The following is a 21,158-nucleotide window of genomic DNA, read 5'->3' as shown; positions in this document are numbered from 1 at the left end:
GCTGCACTCGGCAGCCGGCCGTCGGAGAACGGCGGCCGTGACTGGACGGACGACACGCGTGTGGTCCGTCCAGTCACGCGTTTCTGTCCAGGTACTCGGCGTAGACGGGCGCGGTCCTCGCTTCGGCCCAGTACGCTTCGACCACGGCGGAGAGCAGTTCCTCCCGCCGCCCCGCCACGAAGGTCTCCTTGTTCCACGCGAGAATGTGCCTGCGCGGCAACACGTCCCCGCGCAGCGGCCGGGGCACGATGCCGTGGTTCCCCGGGTCGCAGATCGGTTGTGACAGCCCGATCGCGCCCGCCTTGACCACCAGCAGCGCCACCTGCTGCGAAGTCACCTGATGGGTGAACGACGGGCTGAATCCGTGCCGCGCGCAGGTGTCGGCGAAGTACTTGGTGAACGTGGCCGCCGACGAATCGGACACCGTCACCCACGCCTCATCCCGCAGGTCACGAAGGTCGACGACCTTCTCGCGCGCCAGCGGATGGAACTCCGGCAGCAGGACGAAGGTCGGCTCGGTCACCACCACCGCGGTGTCCACGTTCGCGGGGATTTCGAGCTCGTATCCCGGATAATCCTTGACCAGCCCCAATTCCGCGCGCCGCTGGGCCAGCAGCGGCAGCAGCCGTTCGGGGTGGTCGTCGTGCACGACCTGCACCTCGGAGACCTCGGGCCACAATCCGGTCACCAGCGAGGGCAGACGCGCCACCAGCGCGCTGGCCACCGCCACCACCCGGACCACGTCGGGAGGGCCGCTGGGGCAGACGCGCTGCTCGATGTCTTCGAGCAGTTTGTCCAGCTGTGGCAGCAAAGCCGCGGTGCGGCGCAACAGCAGTTCGCCCATCGGCGTCGGGGTCACGCCGCCCTCGCTCCGGTCGAACAACCGGTAACCCAGCATGTTCTCCAGCCGTTTGAGTTGCGTGGAAACCGCGGGCTGGGTGACACCGAGAGCGATCGCGGCCCGGGAAAGGCTTCCCGTGTCCGCGATCGCCCTGATCACCCGCAGGTGGTGGACATCCAGCTGTACGACGTCGAACTCCTTGGTCACGAACGGGTTTTCGACCCGCCGGAAGAAGTCATGGCCGTGGCGGACACCGCGGCCGTGGTCCGTCTGCCGAGCAGAATATACAGGAGAAAAGCACCCAAAACGGAGTTCACGGTGGGAATTCCCCACGGCAGCCAGGCCCCCACCGCCGCCCCGGCCACCCAGCAGATCAGCGCGGACGGCACCCAGGACGGGCAGGCGGACGGCAGCTCCCCCGACGCACGGGTGGCGTCGAGCGCCGGTTTCCAGCGACGGACCACGTAGTACTCGGCGATCACCACCCCGGCCACCGGGGGCGTGAGCACGCCGACCCACGTGAGGAAGGTGGTGAAGTGGTCGAGGATGCCGATCGCGGAGAGCACCGTGCCGAGACCGCCGAGCAGCAGGGTCGCGGTGGTGCGGTCCAGCCGCCGGGACAGCAGCACCTGCACGGTGTTCACCAGTCCGAGCGAGGACGAATAAAGGTTCCAGTCGTTGATCTTCAGGATCGCGGTGACCAGGATCAGTGTGCCGAGCACACCGGACGACGAGGTGATGATCCCGACCACGTCGGCGCTTTTCGCCGCGTGCGCGAGCAGGACCCCGATCAGGCCGATGAGGTACTGGCCGAGGGTGACGCTGACCAGGGTCTGCTTCACCACGTCGGACGCGGTCCGGTTGAACCGGGTCATGTCCGGCGTCATGATCGCGCCCATGATGAACGCGCCCGCCACCAGCGTGGTGCCCTGTGCCAGCGACATCGACGGTCCCGGCGGCGGCTCGGCCATCAGCGCGGGCAGCGAATGGTCGCCGAGGGCCGAGACGATCGAAAATCCCGCCAGCGCGAGGAAAGCGGGCACCGTCAGATAGGCCGTCCAGGCCATCGCGTGAAAGCCGAACACGACGATCGCGGTGACCAGCGCGCCGCCCGCGAGCGCCCACACCCACACCGGCGGGCCGCCCATCAAGGCGTGGAGGCCGTGGGCGAAAACGTCGTTCTGCACGCCGAACCAGCCGGCCAGGCTCAGTGTCATCAGGAGACCGACGAGCGAGGACCCGCCGGTGCCGAATCCGGTCCAGCGCGCGAGCACCGACGTCGAAAGCCCCTCCCGGGTGCCCGCGACACCCATCAGGATGGTGATGATCTCCAGCAGCACCGAACCGATCGTGATGGCCAGTACCGCTTCCCAGAAGGTCATGCCGAAGCCGAGCACCGCGCCGAGCAGGAACTGATGGAACGAGGACACCTGCCCGAACCGTTGCAACGCCACGGAAATCCAGGAGTAGCGGCGGTCGTCGGGCACCCGGCGGAGGGAGAAGTCGTCGTGTTCCACGGTCACTCCACTCGTTCCGGGACGGCTTGTTCGAGGACGACGAAACCTTGGCCCGGCAGCGGCCGCCACGAGAGTTCGCCGCGGTAGAGCCGTTCGAGGAAGGCGACCCGCTGGTGATAGGCGAACACGGAGCTTCCGACCCCGGCCACGGCGACGGTGCCGACGAACATCGGCAACTCGGCGAGGAAGTACCGGACCGCGCTGCGCAACTGGTCGCGCGTGGGATGTTCGCCCTCGGGCAGCCGCCGGTCCAGCACCCAGCCCGTGGCGCCGAGGCACTGCTCGGCGAACTCCGGGTCGGTGGCGAACCGGTGGTGTGCCTCGGAAAGCAGGCCGAGGTAGGCGCTGTCGGCTTCGAGCGCCGCGGCGTCCAGGATCAAGGCGTGCGGATCCGGCACGCAGATCTGCCCCAGCGCGCGGACGATCTTGTTCCGCGTGTAATTGCCCTGCCGCTGCGCCTTTTGCGCGGCGCGCACCGGGTCGTAGCCGAGCGCTTCGAGGGTGAACGCGGACGGGCCGTCGGGGACGAAGAAATGGAAACCGCGAAAGGCCGACATGGCCCAGCGGGCGAGATCGGCGATACGGTCCACCGTGAAATGGCTGTTGAACGGGCTGACACCCAGGCAAACGTGTTCGGCTCGCGCCAGCGGATCAGCGCAATGCTCCGTGAGCGGCAATGGTCGCGGCAAGACGGCTCCTGATTCGCGTGATATGCGGGGCGTCGACCGAACGTAGCCACGGCCGGATGGCACGGGTATTGCCACCGAATGTTGTCACCGGGTTATGAGAAATCGGGTGTCTCGACTTTCGGGGGTGCCGGGGGCGAACGGGTCGCGGTATACGAAGTCATGGAGATTCAGGTTCGGCATCTTCGCGTGATCTGTGAGATAGCCGCCTCCGGCAGCCTCAACCGGGCCGCGGCCGGGCTGGGGCTCGGCCAGCCCGCGCTCAGTCATCAGCTGCGCCGGATCGAGCGAATGGTCGGCGGCCCGCTGTTCCACCGCGACCAGCACGGGGTGCGGCCCACCGAACTCGGCGCCCTGATCCTGCGGCGGGCGCGGGCGATCGTGCTCACCTTCGACGAACTGGAGCACGACTTCCACCGGCAGGAACCCGAGACGGGCGAATCGATCAGGATCGGCTGGAACGACAGCGCCATCACGGGTTCGCTGCTCGGCGGACTGCGCGACCTGCGCCCGGGCGAGCCGTTCCGCACGCGCGCGGACACCTCCCGCACGCGGCTGCTCGCACAGGTCGCGAACCGCGGCATCGACCTCGCGCTGATCATGATCTGCGGCGGACGCGGCCTCCCGGTGCCGCCGGAGGTGCGGACCATGACCCTGGTGGAGGAGCCGTCGTTCGTGGCGATCCCCGCGGAACACCCGCTCGCCGCCGAAGAGGAGATCGAGCTCGCCGAGCTGGCGGGCGAGGACTGGATCGTGTCGAGCGGCGGCGACGGCTGCCGGGTGGTCTTCCGCGAAATGTGCCTGGCGCACGGTTTCGACCCCCGGATCACCCACGACGCCGACATCGACAACACGCGGGAGGACCTGGTCAGCGGCGGATACGGCGTCGGGCTGATCCAGCCGACCCGGCCGTCGGCGGACGGGCTGGCCATCCGGCCGCTCGTGGGCGCGCCGATGAGCGTGCGGCATGTGCTGGCCTGGCGGGAGGACGGCCGGTGCGCGCCCGGCGTCCCGGAACTCGCCGCTTCGGCGCGGGCCGGCTATTGGCGGCTCGCCGGGCGGACGGCGCCGTACCGAGCCTGGTTGCACCGCCACGGCAGGCTGGCCGCCGGATAACCCTTCGGCATGCCGATGCGGCACTAGAGCGTGTCCCGCGAGCGCCCCGACGATGGGAATCGTCAATCACGGTCGCCGAAAGAAGGGGCACCATGCTGCCGTTGATCACCCGTGCGGAACTGCTCTCCCGGATGGAGTCCGGATCGGTGGTCGTGGTGGACACGATGCCGGTCGCCTATTTCGCGAAGGAACATCTTCCGGAGGCACGCAACATTCCGGGTTTCCCCTACGAACGGGCGGCCGAATTCACCGACCGGCTGGCACCGGAAGTGCTTCCGGACAAGGCCGCCGAGATCGTCGTCTATTGCGCGAACACACCGTGCCGCAACAGTGAATTCGTCGGGCGGCGGCTGCTGGAACTCGGGTACACGAACGTCCGCAAATACCGCGAAGGCATCGAAGACTGGGTCGCGAACGGGTTGCCGACCTGGTCTTCGTCCTGAAAGGAGATCGTCTTGTCCAAGTGCAAACGGTTCGTCTGCGTGCTGGCCGGCGTGCTGGCGCTCATCACCGGCTTCGGCAACGGCGTGGCTTCGGCCGCGCCGGCGGCCGAGAACGTGATGACGGTGACTTCGGCCAACTACGCCGAGGTCATGAACATCTCGCGGCAGAAGCTGGTCATCATGGACTTCGGCGCGACGTGGTGCCCGCCGTGCCGCCAGATGAAGCCGGTGATCGAACGGCTCGCCGGTGAATACGGCGGCCGGTTCCTGCTCGGCGAGGTCGACGTCGACCAGAGCCGGGATCTGTCCACCCGGTACAACATCCGCTACCTTCCGACGCTGGTCGGTGTCCGCAACGCCGCCGAGCTGCCGTCCTCGCGGAACATCGGCTACCCGGGCGAGGCGCGGCTGCGCGCCTGGATCGACGCTCAGCTCGCGAAGGGCTGACCGAGGACGTCGGAGAGGAACGCTTCGACCGCACCGAGGTAGGTCTCCGGCGCTTCGTCGTGCACCACGTGCCCGGCGCCTTGGACGACGATGTGCCGTCCGAGGCCGCCGGGCACGCGTGCGGCCAGCTCGGCCTGCTGGCCGTGGGGCATCGCGGTCCGTTCGCCTTCGATCGCGAGCAGCGGGCATTTCACGCGTTCGACGAACTCCCAGAAGTCGCGCCTGCCCCATTCGGCCGCGATCTCGTACAGGTCCGGGAGGGACGCGATCAGGTGGTAGCCGTCTTCGCGTTCCTCGACGCATTCGATGAAGTAGTCGCCGGTGTCGCCGAAGAACTCGCGGACGTGGGCCAGTGAACGGAACGGGACCGGCCACGATTCGAAGTACCCGCGCCAGGTGTCCACGGTCCGGCCGCGCTGGTCCGGCGCGAAATCCTCGCAGACCACGGCGCGGACGAGCTCGGGATGCGTGGCCGCGGTGACCCAGGCGTGCAGGCCGCCCATCGAATGTCCGATCAGGACCGCGGGTTCGCCGAAGGTCCGCAGCACCGAGGCGACGTCGTCGGCGAACCGCTCGGTGCGCCAGGGCCCACCGCGCGGTCCGCGCCCGTGACCTCGCGCGTCGAGACCGTGGACACGCCCGTACGGCTCGAGCCTTCGCGCGACCCGCCACCACGTCGTCGCCCTGCCCATCAACCCGTGCAGAAGGACGATCGGCGGCCCGTCACCGCCGAAAGTGATCAACCCGTCGCGCTGGATCACCACTAAGCTCCCCTCCATGCGCAGCCGTGTCCCCGCCGCCGGTCTGGTACTGGGGGCCGTCTGCGCCCTGATTATCGGCTGCACCGCCGATCCGCCTCCGGCCACGCCCCCGCCGCCGCCGCCGATGAACCCGGCTCCCGGCGCTTCGGGCGCGGGCGACCCGTACTACCCGATGGACGGAAACGGCGGTTACGACGCGACCGAATACCAGGTGGGGATCACGTACGACCCCGCGAAGGGGCGGCTGGACGGCGACACCACGGTGATCGCGAACGCGACCCAGGACCTCGATCGGTACAACCTGGACTTACGCGGCTTGACCGTGCAATCCGTCGAAGTGGACGGGAAACCGGCGAAGTTCGCGCGCGAGGGCGAATTCGAACTGGTGGTGACGCCCGCCGAGCCGATCAGGAACGGGACCGTCTTCCGCACGAAGGTCGTCTACGGCGGCGACCCATCGGCGACGCCCAAGGCGGGCGGCAGCGAGAACGGCTGGCAGAAGTCGAAGGACGGCGGCGCGTTCATCGTCGGCGAGCCGCATTCGGCGTCGTTCTGGTATCCCGTCAACGAGACCCCGCGCGACAAGGCGATGTTCACCCTCACCGCGCGTGTGCCGGACGGCTGGACCGTCGTCTCGAACGGGCGCGAGATCCAGCAGACCGCGACCAACGGCTGGACCACGACGTCCTGGCAGGAGCGCACACCCGTGGCGTCCTATCTGACCACGGTGGCGATCGACAAGTTCACCGTCGACCGGATGGCGCTCCCGGACGGGACCCCGGTGGTCAACGCGTACGCGCCGGGCGCCGAGGACCGGCGCGACACCGGCAGGCGGCTGCCGGAGATCATCGGTTTCCTGAGCTCGAAGTTCGGGCCGTATCCGGTGGACGCGGCGGGCGGCATCTATCTCGACGAGGACATCCATTTCTCGCTGGAGACCCAGACCAGGCCGACCTACGCGAAATGGGCCGACCTGATCACGGTGGTGCACGAAACCGCGCACCAGTGGTTCGGCGATTCGGTGACGCTGAAATCGTGGTCCGACATCTGCCTCAACGAATGCCTCGCGTCGTACGCGCAATGGCTGTGGCAGGAGTCGCGGGACCACGAGAACCTGGACGACCGCTACCGCGCCGGCCTCGAGATCATGCGCGGCAGCCAGGATTTCTGGACCCCGAAACTGGTCGATATGGGGGCCGGGCAGGAGTTCCACGGCGTCTACGACAAGGGGATCCTGGCCATCCACGCGCTGCGGCGGAAGATCGGCGAAGTCGCGTTCACGCGCCTGCTGAAGGAATGGCCGGCGGCGTACCGCAACGCCAACGCCTCTTGGGCGGACTTCGAGGCGTTCACGAGCAAGCTTTCGGAGCAGAATCTGAGGCCGTTCTTCGACGCGTGGTTCCACGGCACGACGATCCCGCCGGACGCCGAGCTGCTGCCGGGCACCCTGCGAGGCTGAACCCCCGCGTTCAGTCCTCCAAATGCGCAGGAGTGCGGCCCTTCGCGCGCTTGGGCAGGGACGGCATGTCGTCATCTGAATGCGGTCGTCTCCCACTTCCACCCGACGCCAGCGCGTTGCGAAAGCCACTTTCGCAACGCTCAAGGTTGCGAAAGTGGCTTTCGCAACCCATCCCGGCTGAGCGGACCGCTGCGCGCGTCGGCCGGGGTGGGGCGAACACCCACTCACGCATTCAGTCCTCTAAATGCGCAGGAGTGCGGCCTTCGCGCGCTTGGGCAGGGACGCTGGATGTCGCGACACGGCCCGCGGGTGATGTGCAACCCGCATTCAGTCCTCTAAATGCGAGAGGCGGGGTAGTCCGGCAGGTCGATGCCGTTCACCACGTCCCGCATCTTCCGCGACGCCAGCGCGGCGAACGGCTTGAGCCGCATGACCCGCATCATCACGTAGCGCATCCGCAGCGCGGTACGCGACTTCGCGAAGATCGACTCCGCGTTCTCCCGCCCCATCGCCTGCGTCTTCTCTACGAACTCGCGCATGACCGCCTCGTAGCGCTTGAGCCCGGTGTCGAGACCGGCGGCGAGTTCCCCGGCGAGGACGTACGCGCCGACGAACGCCAGGCTCGTGCCCTGCCCGGAAAGCGGCGAGGGGCAGAAAGCGGCGTCGCCCAGCAGCCCGACGCGGCCACGCGACCAGGACTCCATGATCACCTGGGCGCACGAATCGAAGTAGAAGTCGGGGGCCTCGTCCATCCGGTCCAGCAGCCAGGGCGCCTCCCACTCCATCCCGGCCGCGAACTCGCGCACCAGCGCCTTCTGCGCCTCGACGTCGCGATAGTCGTAGTCCACCTTCTCCGCGGCGAACCCGAAGTAGGCCATCGCCTCGTCGCCGTCACGGACGGCGCGGATCCCGGCGGACCGGCCGACGTCGTCGTAGCCGACGGCCCAGTTCCGCAGGCCCAGCCGGTTCGGCACGGTGAAGAACGCCAGGTAAGAGCCCAGATGCCGGACGAACCGGGACTCCTCGCCGAAGGCCAGCGCCCGCACTCCCGAATGCAGCCCGTCCGCCCCGATGACCATGTCGTACGTCCGCCGCGCACCACCGGCGAAGGTGACGTCGACGCCGTCGGCCCGCTCGTCCAGCGCGGTGATCCGGTCGCCGAAGACGTACTCCGTCGTCTCCTTGGTCGCCTCGTAGAGCACTTCGGTCAGGTCACCGCGGAGGATCTCGATCTCGGCCACGACGCCGTCACCGTCGAAGTCGTCGGCGCGGATCGTGGCCTTCGTGCGGTTCTTCCGGTCGACGAGCGTCTCGCCCTTCGTGTCCGTGCAGGCGGCCCGGATGCGTTCGTCCAGGCCCATCCGGCGCGCGACCTCCTTGGCCGTTCCGCGCAGGTCGACGGCCTGACCGCCGGGGCGCAGCGAAGGCGCGCGCTCCACGACGGTCACCTGGAAGCCGTACCTGGCGAGCCAGAAGGCGAGCGCCGGCCCGGCGACGCTCGCCCCGGAGATGAGGATCTTGGTGTCAGCCATCCTCTGGAAGGTCCCACGCATCACATCGCGGCGCAAAAGAGTTTCGTCGTAGGCTGGCGGCATGGCTGTCGTGAAGATCAACGCGATCGAGGTCCCCGAAGGCGCAGGCCCCGAGCTGGAGAAGCGGTTCGCCGCGCGGCTGCACGCCGTCGACAATCAGCCCGGCTTCCTCGGCTTCGAGCTGCTCCGCCCGGTCTCCGGCGAGTCGCGCTACTTCGTCTACACCAAGTGGGAGTCCGAAGAGGCGTACCAGGCGTGGGCGTCCGGCCCGGCGCGTGAGGCGCACGCGGGCGAGCGCGCGAAGCCGGTCTCCACCGGCGCGAATCTGCTGGAATTCGAGGTCGTCCAGGCTTCGAAGCCGGGTGAGTGAGCTCGAACGAGCCGCGGAACTGATCGACGGCGCCGGCGCGCTGCTCGTCTGCGCCGGTGCCGGGATGGGTGTCGACTCCGGCCTGCCCGATTTCCGGGGCGACGAAGGTTTCTGGAAGGCATATCCGCCGTACGAGCGGCTGGGCATCAGCTTCGTCGAACTGGCCGACCCGCGCCATTTCGCCGAAGACCCCGAGCTGGCCTGGGGTTTCTACGGGCACCGGCTCGCGCTGTACCGCGACACCGTCCCGCACGACGGGTTCCGTCTCCTGCGGTCCTGGGGAGCACGTAAACCGGGCGGCACACGTGCGTTCACGTCCAATGTGGACGGACAATTCCAGAAGGCGGGCTACTCCCAGGTCGCCGAGGCGCACGGGTCCATCCATCACCTGCAGTGCCTCGCCAGGTGCACCAAGGAGATCTGGCCCGCGGATGACGTCGCGGTCCCGATCGACGAAGACAGCATGCGCGCGCTCGAACCGCTGCCGTCCTGCCCGCGCTGTGGTGGCCTCGCCCGGCCCAACATCCTGATGTTCGGCGACTACGACTGGCTCGGTCAGCGCAGCCAAGCCCAGCTCGACGAGCTGAACGCGTGGCGCCGCGAGCACCGCGACCTCGTCGTGGTGGAGCTCGGCGCCGGGCAGGCCGTGCCGACGGTGCGGCGGTACTCGGAGCTGGCCAGCGCCGCGACCGGCGCGCTGGTCCGGATCAACCCGCGCGAGCCACAGGTCCGGCACGGCCGCGGCGTTTCACTGGCCGGCAACGGCCTGGAAACGCTCAGGGCGCTGGACGCGCTGCTCAGCTAGGGCGGATCCACAGGTCGCGTTCGCCCTTCAGCATCACCCGCCCGTCGTCGAGGGTCACCGCGGCGACGAGCCGATCCGCCGGGCAGCCCAGTTCACCCCGCTGCCAGCCGCCGTCGGCGACCCACACCACCAGGCACGACCGGTTCGAGGTCCGGGCCTGGTTCCACTCCACGCGGTCGCCGAACAGCACGGGCTTTCCCGCCTTGTCGACCGTCCCGCCGAGGATCCGGCCGTCCCCGAGGGAAGCGGTCACCCAGACACCGGGCGTACCGGTCACCACCAGCGCCCCGGCCGCGGACCCCCCGGCCAGCAACCATTCCCCGCCTGTCCGGAGCACCGTGGAGAACCAGAGGTCGCTTCCCCACACCAGCACCGGCGAGACCGTCCAGGTCGCGCCCGCGTCGCCGGAGGCCCACACCCGCACGTCCCCGCCGAGCGAGCCGGCCACGAGGACCTGATCACCCTCGGCCGCGACCGCCGTCGGCGACCAGCGCCCTGGCCGGTCCTGCGGCAGGACGATCTCGCGCACGCTGCGGCCTTCGTCTTCGGTCACCCACGCGATCGGCTCGGACCGTTCTTCACCGGGGAACTCACGGACCCCGACACCGATCGCGTTCCGGCCCGCGCGGGCCAGCGCCACCGCTCGCCGGTCGGGACCCGGCCGGAACAGCCGCTCGGCCTCGACGACGGGATCCTGGACGCCGAGGGACCGCGCCTCGCCCGGCCGGGCGGTGAAGCCCAGCGCGCTCTTCGCCTCGGCCGGCGGCAACTGTCCCGGGACGCACGCCGCGACCAGCGAAAACACGAGCACTCCCCAGAGCTTCCTCATGAGCGGAAGCCTGCCAGCGGAAGGTCACTTTCCGGGCAGGACGATTTCCGCGTAGACGGCGTCGTGATCGCTGCCCGGCGTCTCCAGCACCTTGAAGTCCGCGATGGCCGTCCGTTTGTCCGCCAGCACGTGGTCGATCGGCACCGGCGGCACCAGCCCGTTCGTCCAGGTGCCCTCCAGCGCCTTCCCCAGCTGATCGGCCGCGTCCACGTATCCCCTGGTCAGCAGCTCACGGAAGAGCGCGTGGTCGAGGCTCGCGTTGAAGTCGCCCGCCAGGATCCGGATGTCGTGCTCGGCGTCGGCATACGGCAGGTCCTTGGCCTCGTCGACCCAAGCGTGCCGGTCCCACATCGGCGCCGCCGGATGGACCGCGACGACCTCGATCCGGACGCCGTCGCCGAGGTCCACGCTCGCGCTGGGCTGCTTGTAGTCCGAAGCGCCGCTCAGCTTCAGCGGCGTCAGCGGATACCTCGACACCAGCCCGGAGCCCGACGCCCACTCGGCCGGGTGCAGCACGTGGTAGGGCAGGACCTGGAACAGCCCGGCCCGTTCGAGCCCGGTGATCGCCTCGGGCGTCATCTCGGTCAGGCTCAGGACGTCGACCCGGTGCTCCTTCACGTAGCCGACGATCCTATCCGGATCCGCCTGCCCGCCGAGCATGTTCGACGCCAGCACGCGCACGTGCTTCCCGGCGAGCGCCTTCTGCTCGTTCGCGAACGACCGCGGCAGCACCAGGGACGCGATCGTGCAGGTCAGCACCAACGCGACCACACCGATCCACCAGCGGCGCAGCCCCAGCGCGAGGACGCCGAGCACCAGCGTCGCGATCCCGGCGTACGGCGTGAGCGCGAGCGCCGCGATCGTGTACGTGTTGCCGTCGTAGCCCACCAGCCGCAACGCCGTCAGCACCGCGAACGGCACGACCGCCCCGATGAGCAGCCCGCTGACCAGCTTTCGCCCGGCACCTCGCGGCACCACGCGTTCTTCGATCACCATGCCGTCGAGTATGCCGATCAGGAACGGCGCGGCGGCCGTCTCCACAACACCTCCACAACCTCCTCACACCGCGTCTACCAGCGCTTATCAGGTCCTGTCAGCCGCTGCCAGCGCGCTGTGCGCGGTCTGCCAGGCCGGGGGTGCACCTTGATCGGCGGGGCGAGATCCACAGGAGGAAACGATGACTCACGCGATCAGGGCCGAGGGCCTGGTCAAACACTATGGGGAGACGAAGGCGCTCGACGGGGTCGATCTGGAGGTCCCGGCGGGCAAGGTGGTCGGGGTGCTGGGGCCGAACGGCGCGGGGAAGACGACCGCCGTCCGGATCCTGGCCACCTTGATCCGGCCGGACCGCGGCCACGCGAGCGTCTTCGGGTACGACGTCGTCAAGAATCCGATGGCGGTCCGGAGCATGATCGGGCTGACCGGGCAGTACGCGTCGGTCGACGAGGACCTTTCCGGTACGGAGAACCTCGTCCTGATCGGCAGGCTCCTGGAGTTCTCGAGGGCGGACGCGAAGAAGCGCGCGGCCGACCTGCTGGAGCGGTTCGAGCTGACCGGCGCCGCCGGCCGCGCGATCAAGACCTACTCGGGCGGGATGCGGCGGCGGCTCGACCTCGCCGCGAGCCTGGTCGGCCGTCCCAAGGTGCTCTACCTGGACGAGCCGACCACGGGGCTCGACCCGCACGCCCGCAACGAGGTCTGGGCCGTGGTCCGGACGCTGGTCGCGGACGGCACGACGGTGCTGCTCACCACGCAGTACCTGGAGGAGGCCGACCAGCTGGCCGACACGATCACCGTGTTCGACCACGGGCAGGTCGTGGCGAACGGGCGCGCCGACGAGCTCAAGCGACGGACCGGCGGCCAGACGCTGCAGGTCCGGCCGTCCGCGCTGGCCGACCTCGACGCCGTCGAGCGCATCCTGGCCGGGCTCACCGGGGTCCGGCCGAACCGGGACGACGACACCGGGCTGCTCACCGCACCCGTCGCCGACCCGGTGCTGCTGTCCACTTTGGTCCGCAAGCTGGACGAGGCCGGGATCACCGCGGACGAGCTGGCGCTGCGGCTGCCCAGCCTCGACGAGGTGTTCCTCGCACTGACCGGCAAGAAGACCGATGAGTCCACAAAGGACACCACTCCGGAAGGGAGCCTGGTATGACGACCATCGTGGCACCCGCGCCACCACGGCACGTTTCCCTGTCGAGCAGCGTGCGGCACGGGCTTTCCCTTGCCTGGCGCGGGGTCCTGAAGATCCGCAAGAACCCGGAGCAGCTGGCCGACGTCACCATCGCGCCGATCATCTTCCTGGTCATGTTCGTCTACCTGTTCGGCGGTGCGCTCGCCCCGAGCATCGACGACTACCTCCAGATGATCGTGCCCGGCATCATGGTGTTCAACATCCTGCAGGCCAGCATGACCGTCGGCGTCCAGCTGAACACCGACGTCACGAAGGGCGTGTTCGACCGGTTCCGGGCCATGCCGATCGCGCGGTCCGCACCGCTGATCGGCGCCGTACTGGCCGACATCGTGCGGTACCTGGTGTGCCTGGTCGTCCTGATGGTCGTCGCGACGATCATGGGCTACCGGATCCAGACCGGACCGGCCGAGTTCGCGCTGGCGATCGTGCTGGTCATCGCGTTCGCGCTGGCGTTCTGCTGGGCTTCGGTGTTCGTCGGGATGCTGGTGAAGAGCCCCGGCGCGGTGCAGGGCCTGATGTTCGTGGTGCTGATGCCGCTGACCTTCGGCAGCAACGTGTTCGTGGGGACGAGCACCATGCCGGGCTGGCTGAAGGCGTGGGCGGACATCAGCCCGGTGACGCAGATGTCCGACGTCCTGCGCGGGCTGATGAACGGCGGACCGGTCGCCGGCCCGCTGACCGGGGCACTGATCTGGATGGCGGCCGCGGTCGCGGTCTTCTTCCCGCTCGCCACGTGGGCTTACCGGAAGCGCGTCTGACGGGGGTCAGGGAGAACGCGCGTGAAGGCCCCCTTCCCCCGGCTGAGCCGAGGGAAGGGGGCCTTCACGCGCCCGCTTCCTGACGGATCCAGTCCACCAGGTCCGGACGCGACAGGCCGGAGTCCTGGACGAGGAGCTCTTCGTAACGCTCCTCGCCGAAATGCTCGCGAAGGTCGTCGATGAGCTGCCGGATGCCGGGTTCTCCGAGGTCCAGCCTGCCGCGCAGCCGCTTCGCCGCACCGAGCAGCCGGACCGCCGTCTCCGGCCTCCCCTGCCGGAACCGGATCAGGCCGCAGACCTCGACGATCCGGCCGAGATCGGGCATGTCGCCGCGGTCCGCGGTGGACTTCACGACGATCGAGGCACCGCGCTCCGCCCCGTCCAGATCTCCGGCGGCCAGCGCGATCTCCGTGTCGATGTACCCGCCGAATTCGTCGCCGAACATCCCCGGCATCGGCACCGTCGCCATGAGCTCCCGGAACCGGGCGCCGACCGCGCGTGCCTCGTCGATCCGTCCGGCGCGGCTGAGCAGATCCGCCTTGCCCACCAGCACCATCACCGCGAGCTGGTCGTTGCCCGTGTCGATCGCGTAGCGCTCCGCGTCGCGCATCTCGCGCATCGCCGTCTCGAGGTCCCCGGCCCGCGCGTACTCCGTCGCGAGCCGCCAGCGCTGCTGGATCACGTCGTCCTGCGACCCCAGTTCGAGCGCGAGGGCCAAGCCTCGCCGGTACAGCGCGAGCGCGGCGTCGTGATCGCCCGACATCGAGATGTCGCCCGCCTTCATGCCCACGGCCATCGCGGTGCCCCAGCGGTCGCCCACGGCCGTGAACCCCTCGTAGGCCTTGTCCCTGGCCCGGTCCGCGCCCTCGAGGTCTCCGTCGTCGGCGAGGATGAAACTGTGCGCCCACGACCCCGCCGACCTGGCCCACGGGTCCGGGCTCGCCAGCGCCCGTTCCGCCTCCTGGTGCGCCAGTTCCTTGTTCTGGCTGAAGAAGGCCAGCATGGGCAGGCCGATCGCCAGCCCGGCGAACCGGGTGTGCGCGTTCGTCCGCACACAGTCGTCGATGAGCTCCCGCACGGCCTCGGGATCGCCGACGCCCGGCACTATGCCGGTGATCGCCCGCATCGCCCGGAACGCGGCCGCGAAGTCGTCGTCCAGGCGGTCCCCGAAGGTGAGCACTTCGTCGACGAAGGACTCGCCCCGGTCGTTGTCGCCCTTGACCAGCCAGTACCAGAAGGTGCTGCCGAACAGCCGCGACGCCATTTCCACGTCGTCGCCGTCGATGGCCTGCCGAAGCGCCGTCACGATGTTGCCGTGCTCCGCGTCGTAGCGTGAGATGGCGACGAGCTGATCCGCCGTCCGCAGCATCGGCTCCAGCCGTTCGACGAGCTGGGCGTAATAGCGGTGGTAGGCCTTCGTCAGCGGTTCCCGCTCGCCGGCCTCGTCGAGACGTTCCGCCGCGTAGGCGCGGATGGTCTCCAGCATGCGGTACCGCGGCTCGCCGTGTTCTCCGGCGACGGCGTCCACAATGGACTTCTCGACGAGCGAGCCGAGGACGTACAGGACGTCTTCGGCGGGCAGGGCGTCACCGGCGCAGACGCTTTCGACCGCTTCCACCTCGGCACCGGCCCCGAAGACCGAGAGCCGCCTGGCGAGCACGCGTTCGGCGTCGTCGAGCAGGTCCCAGCTCCACTCGACGACGGCACGCAGCGTGCGCTGCCTCGGCAACGCGGTCCGGCTGCCGGAGGTCAGCAGGCGGAACCGGTCGTCGAGGCGCTGCGAGATCTGCGCGACGGTCATCGACCGCAGCCGCGCGGCGGCCAGTTCCAGCGCCAGCGGCATCCCGTCCAGCCTGCGGCAGATCTGCGCGACTCCGTCCACAGTGGACTCGTCCAGCACGAAGTCCGGGCGGACGGCCACCGCCCGGTCGACGAACAGCCGGATCGCGCCCGCCTCGGCCGCCTGGGAAACGGTCGGCGTGCCTTCCGGGACGGACAGCGGACCGAGCGGGCACAGCGTCTCGCCGTCGATGGCCAGCGCTTCACGGCTCGTCGCGAGGATGCGCAGAGTCGGCACGCGGCGCAGCAGGGTGTTCGCCAGCTCCGCGGCCGCGTCGACCAGATGCTCGCAGTTGTCCAGCAGCAGCACCGATTCACCGGCGCCGAGCGTCTCCACGGCCCTGGCCAGCGCGTCCACCGGGCGGCGCAGCGGATCGCCACCGTGCGAAAGACCGAGATCCCACAGCTCCAGCGCGGCGAAGACCGCGCCGGACAGGTCACCCGGGTCGCGCACGCCGGCGAGCGGCACGAACCAGACGCGCCCGCGCGCGTGCGCCGGATGCCGCGTCGCGACCTCGGTGGCCAACCGCGTCTTCCCGGCGCCGCCGGGCCCGACGAGCGTCACCAGCCGCGCCCCCGCGAGAAGTTCGGCGACCAGCTTCAGCTCGTCGTCGCGGCCGACGAAACTCGTCAGCCGGACCGGGAGATGATCGGCGACCGCGGGCGGCGGGCCGAGTTCACCGCGCAACGCGGCGAGATGGATCTCCCGGAGCTCGGCCGACGGGTCGACGCCGAGCTGATCGGCCAGCGCCGCCCGGACCTCCTCGTAGACGGCGAGGGCGTCGGACTGCCGGTCCGCCGCGCACAACGCCCGGATCCACAGCCCGGCGAGCCGTTCACGCAGCGGGTGCCGCGTGGCCGCCTCCTTGAGATCCGCGAGCACCCGGTCGTGCCCGCCCAACCGGATCTCCGCCTCGAAACGATCTTCGGCGGCTTCCAGGCGCAGATCCTCCAGCCGGGTCGCCGGCGCCTGCGCGAAAGGGGCTTCGAGCACGTCGGACAGCGCCTGACCACGCCAGAGGCCGAGCGCTTCGGCGAGAATGGCGGCCGCACCGGCGTCCCGTCCGCCCGCCAGCTCCGCGCGCCCCTCCGCCGCCAGCCGCTCGAAGCGGCACACGTCGACGTCCTCGCGAGCGAGGTCCAGTCGGTAACCACCAGGCCCGGAGTCGAGGGCGACGTCGTCGGCACGCAGGACCTTGCGCAACCGCGAGACCAGGGACTGCAGCGCGTTCGCCGCGTCGGCGGGCGGCTCCGCGCCCCAAAGACCGTCGATGAGGGCCGTCACCGGGACGGCGCGGCCAGGCTCCAGCGCGAGCCTGGCCAAGAGCATGCGAAGGCGGACACCGCCGATGTCGACCGGGGTGCCGTCACCGGCCTCCGCTCCGACCGGGCCCAGCAGCGTCACACGCACGACCCCCAGCTTTCCAGAAGCCACGAACGGACAGGCCCATCAGGCTGTGTCTCTCAGAACGCGCTGACGAACTCCGGGCCCCGATCAGGCGACGGAAGTGGGGATTATCCGGGCACGAAGGATCTTTCCGGGCGGACGGCCCAGGTCACGGCGCTACGTTCGTGACCGAGTAACAGCCGATCGACTGGGAGCGTGAATGAGGTACCGGAGTACGGCCGTCATCGCCGCCGTTCTGGCCGCGAGTGTCCTCGGCGGCGGGACCGCCCTCGCCGATACCGGGAAACCCGGCGCCGACGGCGCGGGCGACAGCTACTACCCGCAGGACGGCAACGGCGGCTACGACGTCGCCGACTACAACTTGAAAATCGGCTACGAGCCCGCCACCAAGCAGCTCACCGGCCTCCAGACGATCACCGGCCGGGCCACCCAGGCGCTCAGCTCGTTCAACCTCGACCTGCACGGGCTGACCGTCGACTCGGTCAAGGTCGACGGGCGGAAGGCGACCTTCACCCGCACCGGTGACCACGAACTCGTGATCACCCCGGCGCGTCCGCTGCGGAACCGCGAGCGGTTCACCGTCGAGATCGCCTACCACGGTGTCCCGCAGCCGATCGAGGATCCGGCGCTGGGCGAGAACGGCTGGCAGTACGCGAAATCCGGCGGCGCGTTCGTCGCGGGCGAGCCGAGGTCCGCGACCACCTGGTACCCGGTCAACGACACCCCGCGGGACAAGGCGACCTTCCACCTCGCCGTCACCGTCCCCTCGGAATGGGGCGTCATCTCGAACGGCCGCGAGCGCGGGAAGTCCGCTTCGGGGAAGAACACCACCTACGTCTGGGCCGAAGAGACCCCGGCCGTGCCGTACATGACGACGGTCGCGATCGACAAATGGGAGTTCGAGCGGACGAAACTGTCCGACGGCACCCCGGTCGTCAACGCCTACGCCCCCGGCACCCCGGCGTCGACCAAGCAGGCCGAGGCGCGGCTGCCGGAGATCATCGACTTCCTGGCGTCGAAGTTCGGGCGCTACCCGGTGGACGCGGCGGGTGGCATCTTCCTCGCCGAGCCGATCGGGTTCTCGCTGGAGACGTTGAGCAGGCCGATCTACTCGGGCGCGGCGGGCAACGTCCCGACGATCGTGCACGAGAACGCCCACCAGTGGTGGGGCGACTCGGTCGCCGTCGACAAGTGGAAGGACGTCTGCCTCAACGAATGCTTCGCCTCGTACGCGGAATGGCTTTGGTCGGAGGCGAAGTCCGGGCAGGACCTCAAGGCGCGCTACCTGACCGCCGTACAGAAGGCGACGGACCGCTTCTGGGCCGGGAAGCTGTACGACATGGGGCCCGGCAACGAGTTCACCTACGTCTACTCGAAGGGCCCGGTGGCGCTGCACGCGCTGAAGAACTACATCGGCGCGGCGCCGTTCGACCGCATTCTGAAGACGTGGCCCGCCCTCCACCGCGACGGCAACGCGAGCCTGCCGGAGTTCCAGAAGTTCGCCGAACGCGTCGCCCACAAGAACCTCCAGGGCTTCTTCGACGCGTGGTTCTACGGCAACACCAAACCGGCGCCCGAGTTCCTCTACCCGGGCGACCTCAAGCCGGCCGCCTGAGGCGCGTCACACGTTAGGGTGAGGGCATGACGTCAGTGCTCCTCACCGGTTTCGAACCGTTCGGCGGTGAGCGGGTGAACCCGTCGTGGCAGGCGGTTTCCCTGCTCACCGGCCGTCGGCACGACACCGTCGCCGTCGAACTGCCGTGCGTTTTCTCGCGTTCGCTGGTCACCTTGCGTGACGCGATCGACGAATACCGGCCGGAGCTGGTGATCTGTGTCGGGCAGGCGGGCGGGCGCCCCGACGTCACCCCGGAGCGGGTCGCGATCAACCTGATCGACGCCCGGATCCCGGACAACGCGGGCTCGCAGCCCGTCGACGTCCCGGTGATCCCCGGCGGGCCCAACGCGTATTTCACCACGCTGCCGGTGAAGGCGTGTGTCACGGGGATCAAGGCCGCGGGGCTTCCGGCGTCCGTCTCGCACACCGCCGGGACGTACGTGTGCAACCAGGTCTTCTACGGGCTGATGCACTTGCTGGACAACGACTTTCCCGGAGTTCGTGGCGGTTTCGTGCACGTGCCGTACACGCCGGAGCAGGCCGCGCGGACGACTGCGCCAAGCCTGGCCGTGCATCGCGCGGCCGAGGCGCTGGAGATCATCGTGGAGACCGCGCTTTCGGTGACCGAGGATCTTTCGACCCCGGCGGGCACCCTGCACTGATCAAGGCTTGAGCTGCGCCGTGAAGAACTCGACCATCTCCGCGGTCGTCCGCGCGGAGCCATCGCTGCGGGTCGAGACGAGCATCGCGCTCAACGGCGCGTCTTCGGTTCCGAAGAGCACGATGCCGCTTCGCGTGCCCACACCCGCCAAGTAGCGCCCCCGGAGCCCGTCGGCCGCCCAGGTGCCTTCGACGGGCTTGCCCTTGGTCATGCGCTGCCGGACGCCGTCCTCCAGGCCGGTCATCGCGACGCCCTGGTAGTAGTTGATCGCGTTCGAGCCCTTGCCGTCCTTGAAGACGCAGGTGACCGCCGAAGCCGCGCCCACCGTGGCGGCCGCGTCCGGGGCGTCCCGGCAGTCGTCCCGCTGCGGGATGACGGCGGCGATCCGGCGGAGACAGTCCGTGAACCCCTGCGCGTCCTTCGCTCCCGGTTGATCGCAACCGGCCGGTTTCGCCGGCGCCGGTCCGGCGACCGGCTCGTCTCCGCCGCCGCCGAGCAGGACGATCGTCGTCACGATCGCCGCGAGAGCGAGCACGATGACGCCGTAGGCCGTGGGCTTCTGCCAGTTCCGGCCCGGTGCGGGTGGGGGCGTCGGTGGCGTCCAGCGCGGTGGTTGCGGGCGGCGCGGCGGCTGTTGCTGCACCGGCTGTTGCCGCACCGGCGGCGCGACAGGCGCGAACGCGGGGACCGTCAGCTGGGAATCCTCGCCCCCGGCCGGCACGTGGAGCAGCCCGAACGCGACCGCCGTCTCCGGCTGGTCCTGCGTCGTCGGCGCGATCCTGAGCTGATTCGCCAGCAGGCTCGCCAGCAACGGCATCCGGCTCGGCCCGCCGACGAGGTAGACGCCACCGAGCCGGTCCGGGGACAGCCCGGCACGGCGGATCGTGGTGGCCAGAAGCTCGGCACTGCGCAGGAAACTCGGCCGGACGAGCGCCTCGAGCTCCATCCGCGTGACCCGCACGTCGCCGAACGGCTCCGGCATCGGGATCTCGGTCTGCTGGTGGCGGGACAGGCTTTCCTTGGCGTCACGGACGTCCTGCAGCAACGACCGGCGCGTCCGGCGGTCGCTGACCGACTGCGGGCGCAGGATCCGTTGCCAGCGCGCGGGTTCCGAATGCGAAACCTCGCGGCCGATGTGCACCAGGAGCGCCTGGTCGATGTCGAGACTGCCGAGATCGGGCAGACCGTCCTCGGCCAGCACGGCGAACCCCTGCGCGCTGACACCGACCACCGCGCAGTCGAAGGTGCCCGCCCCGAGGTCGTACACCGCGATCGGACCGGGCGGCCGGTGACCGTTGCCGAGGGAGGCGTAATGCGCGGCGGCGGCGACCGGCTCGGGAATGAGCGTCGTGGTACCGAAGCCGGCTTTGAGCGCGGCGTCGCGGAGGATCTGCTTGCGATCCGGGCCCCAGCCCGCGGGATGCGAAATGCGCACTTGGGCGGGCGGACGCTGCAGGAGCAGCTCGGCCTCTTCGCCGACCCGGCGCAGAACCGCGGCGAAGGCGTCGGCGATGGGAAGCGAGACGTCACCGAGCTGGAGGGCGCCCTCGTCGATGCGCCGCTTCGGATTGGCCTCGAACCGGCTCGGATCCAGCCGGGCCCGGCGCTCGGCGTCACGACCGACGAAGACCGTGCCGTCCTTGTCGGCGTAGATCGCGGACGACATCGTCACCGACCCGTCGATCTCGACGACCTGCGTCCCCCTGCCGTGGATCGAAAGCACCCCCACCGTGCTGGAGGTACCGAAATCGATCGCCAGAACGTCCACCTGAACCCCCTCCCGGACCCGAAGGCATCGTCTCACGCCCCCCGATCACGCGAGTTCCGCCTCTGATCACGCGAGTTACGCGCCCGATCACGCGAGTTCCGCCTCTGAT

19 protein-coding genes are annotated in these 21,158 nt (G+C 69.6%); 10 read left to right on the top strand and 9 right to left on the bottom strand.

Annotation, left to right across the window (positions count from 1 at the left end):
- Window positions 1-73 precede the first annotated feature (73 nt).
- The 3 genes from BLW75_RS27715 to BLW75_RS27705 are packed head-to-tail and all read right to left on the bottom strand — an operon-like array spanning window position 74 to window position 3,047.
- The gene (locus tag BLW75_RS27715; RefSeq protein WP_034310125.1) at window positions 74-1,048 is read right to left on the bottom strand and encodes a LysR family transcriptional regulator; all 975 of its coding nucleotides are present in this window, start codon (window positions 1,046-1,048) and stop codon (window positions 74-76) included.
- Window positions 1,045-2,358, bottom strand: coding sequence for a purine-cytosine permease family protein (locus BLW75_RS27710; protein WP_034310326.1), 1,314 nt, complete (start codon window positions 2,356-2,358; stop codon window positions 1,045-1,047). The genes BLW75_RS27715 and BLW75_RS27710 overlap by 4 nt, the downstream gene beginning before the upstream one ends.
- 2 nt (window positions 2,359-2,360) lie before the next feature.
- Complete coding sequence (locus tag BLW75_RS27705; RefSeq protein ID WP_034310123.1) at window positions 2,361-3,047, bottom strand: tRNA-dependent cyclodipeptide synthase; 687 nt, start codon at window positions 3,045-3,047, stop codon at window positions 2,361-2,363.
- Window positions 3,048-3,233: 186 nt separating this feature from the next.
- Here BLW75_RS27705 and BLW75_RS27700 point away from each other — a divergent pair, with 186 nt between their 5' ends.
- The 3 genes from BLW75_RS27700 to BLW75_RS27690 all read left to right on the top strand — a co-directional run bounded on the left by BLW75_RS27700 (window position 3,234) and on the right by BLW75_RS27690 (window position 5,050).
- Complete coding sequence (locus tag BLW75_RS27700; RefSeq protein WP_241783507.1) at window positions 3,234-4,160, top strand: LysR family transcriptional regulator; 927 nt, start codon at window positions 3,234-3,236, stop codon at window positions 4,158-4,160.
- Between the two features lie 92 nt (window positions 4,161-4,252).
- Window positions 4,253-4,603, top strand: a complete 351-nt coding sequence (locus BLW75_RS27695; RefSeq protein ID WP_034310118.1) for a rhodanese-like domain-containing protein — start codon at window positions 4,253-4,255, stop codon at window positions 4,601-4,603.
- A 12-nt stretch (window positions 4,604-4,615) separates the two neighbouring features.
- The gene (locus BLW75_RS27690) at window positions 4,616-5,050 is read left to right on the top strand and encodes a thioredoxin family protein (protein WP_034310116.1); all 435 of its coding nucleotides are present in this window, start codon (window positions 4,616-4,618) and stop codon (window positions 5,048-5,050) included.
- Here BLW75_RS27690 and BLW75_RS27685 read toward each other — a convergent pair.
- Complete coding sequence (locus tag BLW75_RS27685) at window positions 5,032-5,829, bottom strand: alpha/beta fold hydrolase (RefSeq protein WP_091598443.1); 798 nt, start codon at window positions 5,827-5,829, stop codon at window positions 5,032-5,034. The genes BLW75_RS27690 and BLW75_RS27685 overlap by 19 nt on opposite strands.
- Between BLW75_RS27685 and BLW75_RS27680 the strand changes: the two genes are divergently transcribed.
- Window positions 5,828-7,270 carry a M1 family metallopeptidase gene (locus BLW75_RS27680; protein ID WP_034310321.1) on the top strand — a complete coding sequence of 481 codons (1,443 nt, stop codon included), beginning with the start codon at window positions 5,828-5,830 and terminating at the stop codon, window positions 7,268-7,270. The two genes, BLW75_RS27685 and BLW75_RS27680, sit on opposite strands and share 2 nt — an antisense overlap.
- A gap of 335 nt (window positions 7,271-7,605) precedes the next feature.
- Here BLW75_RS27680 and BLW75_RS27675 read toward each other — a convergent pair whose 3' ends face one another.
- Window positions 7,606-8,802 carry an FAD-dependent monooxygenase gene (locus tag BLW75_RS27675; RefSeq protein ID WP_034310318.1) on the bottom strand — a complete coding sequence of 399 codons (1,197 nt, stop codon included), beginning with the start codon at window positions 8,800-8,802 and terminating at the stop codon, window positions 7,606-7,608.
- Between the two features lie 61 nt (window positions 8,803-8,863).
- Between BLW75_RS27675 and BLW75_RS27670 the strand changes: the two genes are divergently transcribed.
- Window positions 8,864-9,172, top strand: a complete 309-nt coding sequence (locus tag BLW75_RS27670) for an antibiotic biosynthesis monooxygenase family protein (RefSeq protein ID WP_016337748.1) — start codon at window positions 8,864-8,866, stop codon at window positions 9,170-9,172.
- A complete protein-coding gene (locus BLW75_RS27665) occupies window positions 9,165-9,977 on the top strand; it encodes an SIR2 family NAD-dependent protein deacylase (RefSeq protein ID WP_034310114.1) in 813 nt (270 codons plus the stop codon). Before BLW75_RS27670 ends, BLW75_RS27665 begins: the two co-directional genes overlap by 8 nt.
- Here the strand turns inward: BLW75_RS27665 and BLW75_RS27660 are convergent.
- Together BLW75_RS27660 and BLW75_RS27655 are read right to left on the bottom strand one after the other, a co-directional pair.
- Window positions 9,970-10,806 (bottom strand): hypothetical protein, encoded by an 837-nt coding sequence (locus BLW75_RS27660; RefSeq protein WP_034310112.1) that lies wholly within the window; start codon window positions 10,804-10,806, stop codon window positions 9,970-9,972. The genes BLW75_RS27665 and BLW75_RS27660 overlap by 8 nt on opposite strands.
- A gap of 24 nt (window positions 10,807-10,830) precedes the next feature.
- Complete coding sequence (locus BLW75_RS27655) at window positions 10,831-11,847, bottom strand: endonuclease/exonuclease/phosphatase family protein (protein WP_034310109.1); 1,017 nt, start codon at window positions 11,845-11,847, stop codon at window positions 10,831-10,833.
- A 136-nt stretch (window positions 11,848-11,983) separates the two neighbouring features.
- Between BLW75_RS27655 and BLW75_RS27650 the strand changes: the two genes are divergently transcribed.
- Window positions 11,984-12,961: an ATP-binding cassette domain-containing protein gene (locus BLW75_RS27650; RefSeq protein WP_034310107.1), complete on the top strand. Its 978-nt coding sequence runs from the start codon at window positions 11,984-11,986 to the stop codon at window positions 12,959-12,961.
- Window positions 12,958-13,758 (top strand): ABC transporter permease, encoded by an 801-nt coding sequence (locus BLW75_RS27645; protein ID WP_034310105.1) that lies wholly within the window; start codon window positions 12,958-12,960, stop codon window positions 13,756-13,758. Before BLW75_RS27650 ends, BLW75_RS27645 begins: the two co-directional genes overlap by 4 nt.
- A 64-nt stretch (window positions 13,759-13,822) precedes the next feature.
- On the opposite strand, the gene BLW75_RS27640 is transcribed toward BLW75_RS27645, so the two are convergent.
- On the bottom strand, window positions 13,823-17,008 hold the full coding sequence (locus BLW75_RS27640; RefSeq protein ID WP_034310103.1) for an AfsR/SARP family transcriptional regulator: 3,186 nt from the start codon (window positions 17,006-17,008) through the stop codon (window positions 13,823-13,825).
- Window positions 17,009-17,204: 196 nt separating this feature from the next.
- Here BLW75_RS27640 and BLW75_RS27635 point away from each other — a divergent pair, with 196 nt between their 5' ends.
- The gene (locus BLW75_RS27635) at window positions 17,205-18,620 is read left to right on the top strand and encodes a M1 family metallopeptidase (protein WP_034310100.1); all 1,416 of its coding nucleotides are present in this window, start codon (window positions 17,205-17,207) and stop codon (window positions 18,618-18,620) included.
- 26 nt (window positions 18,621-18,646) lie between these two features.
- Window positions 18,647-19,282 (top strand): pyroglutamyl-peptidase I, encoded by a 636-nt coding sequence (pcp, locus tag BLW75_RS27630; RefSeq protein WP_034310097.1) that lies wholly within the window; start codon window positions 18,647-18,649, stop codon window positions 19,280-19,282.
- On the opposite strand, the gene BLW75_RS27625 is transcribed toward pcp, so the two are convergent.
- The gene (locus BLW75_RS27625; protein ID WP_034310094.1) at window positions 19,283-21,049 is read right to left on the bottom strand and encodes an Hsp70 family protein; all 1,767 of its coding nucleotides are present in this window, start codon (window positions 21,047-21,049) and stop codon (window positions 19,283-19,285) included. It abuts the gene before it with no gap.
- Window positions 21,050-21,158: the final 109 nt, after the last annotated feature.

It is taken from the genome of Amycolatopsis lurida, assembly GCF_900105055.1.
Classification (GTDB): Bacteria; Actinomycetota; Actinomycetes; order Mycobacteriales; family Pseudonocardiaceae; genus Amycolatopsis; species Amycolatopsis lurida.
Note: the sequence above shows the minus strand (reverse complement) of the source record. Positions and strands in the feature narration are given on the sequence as shown.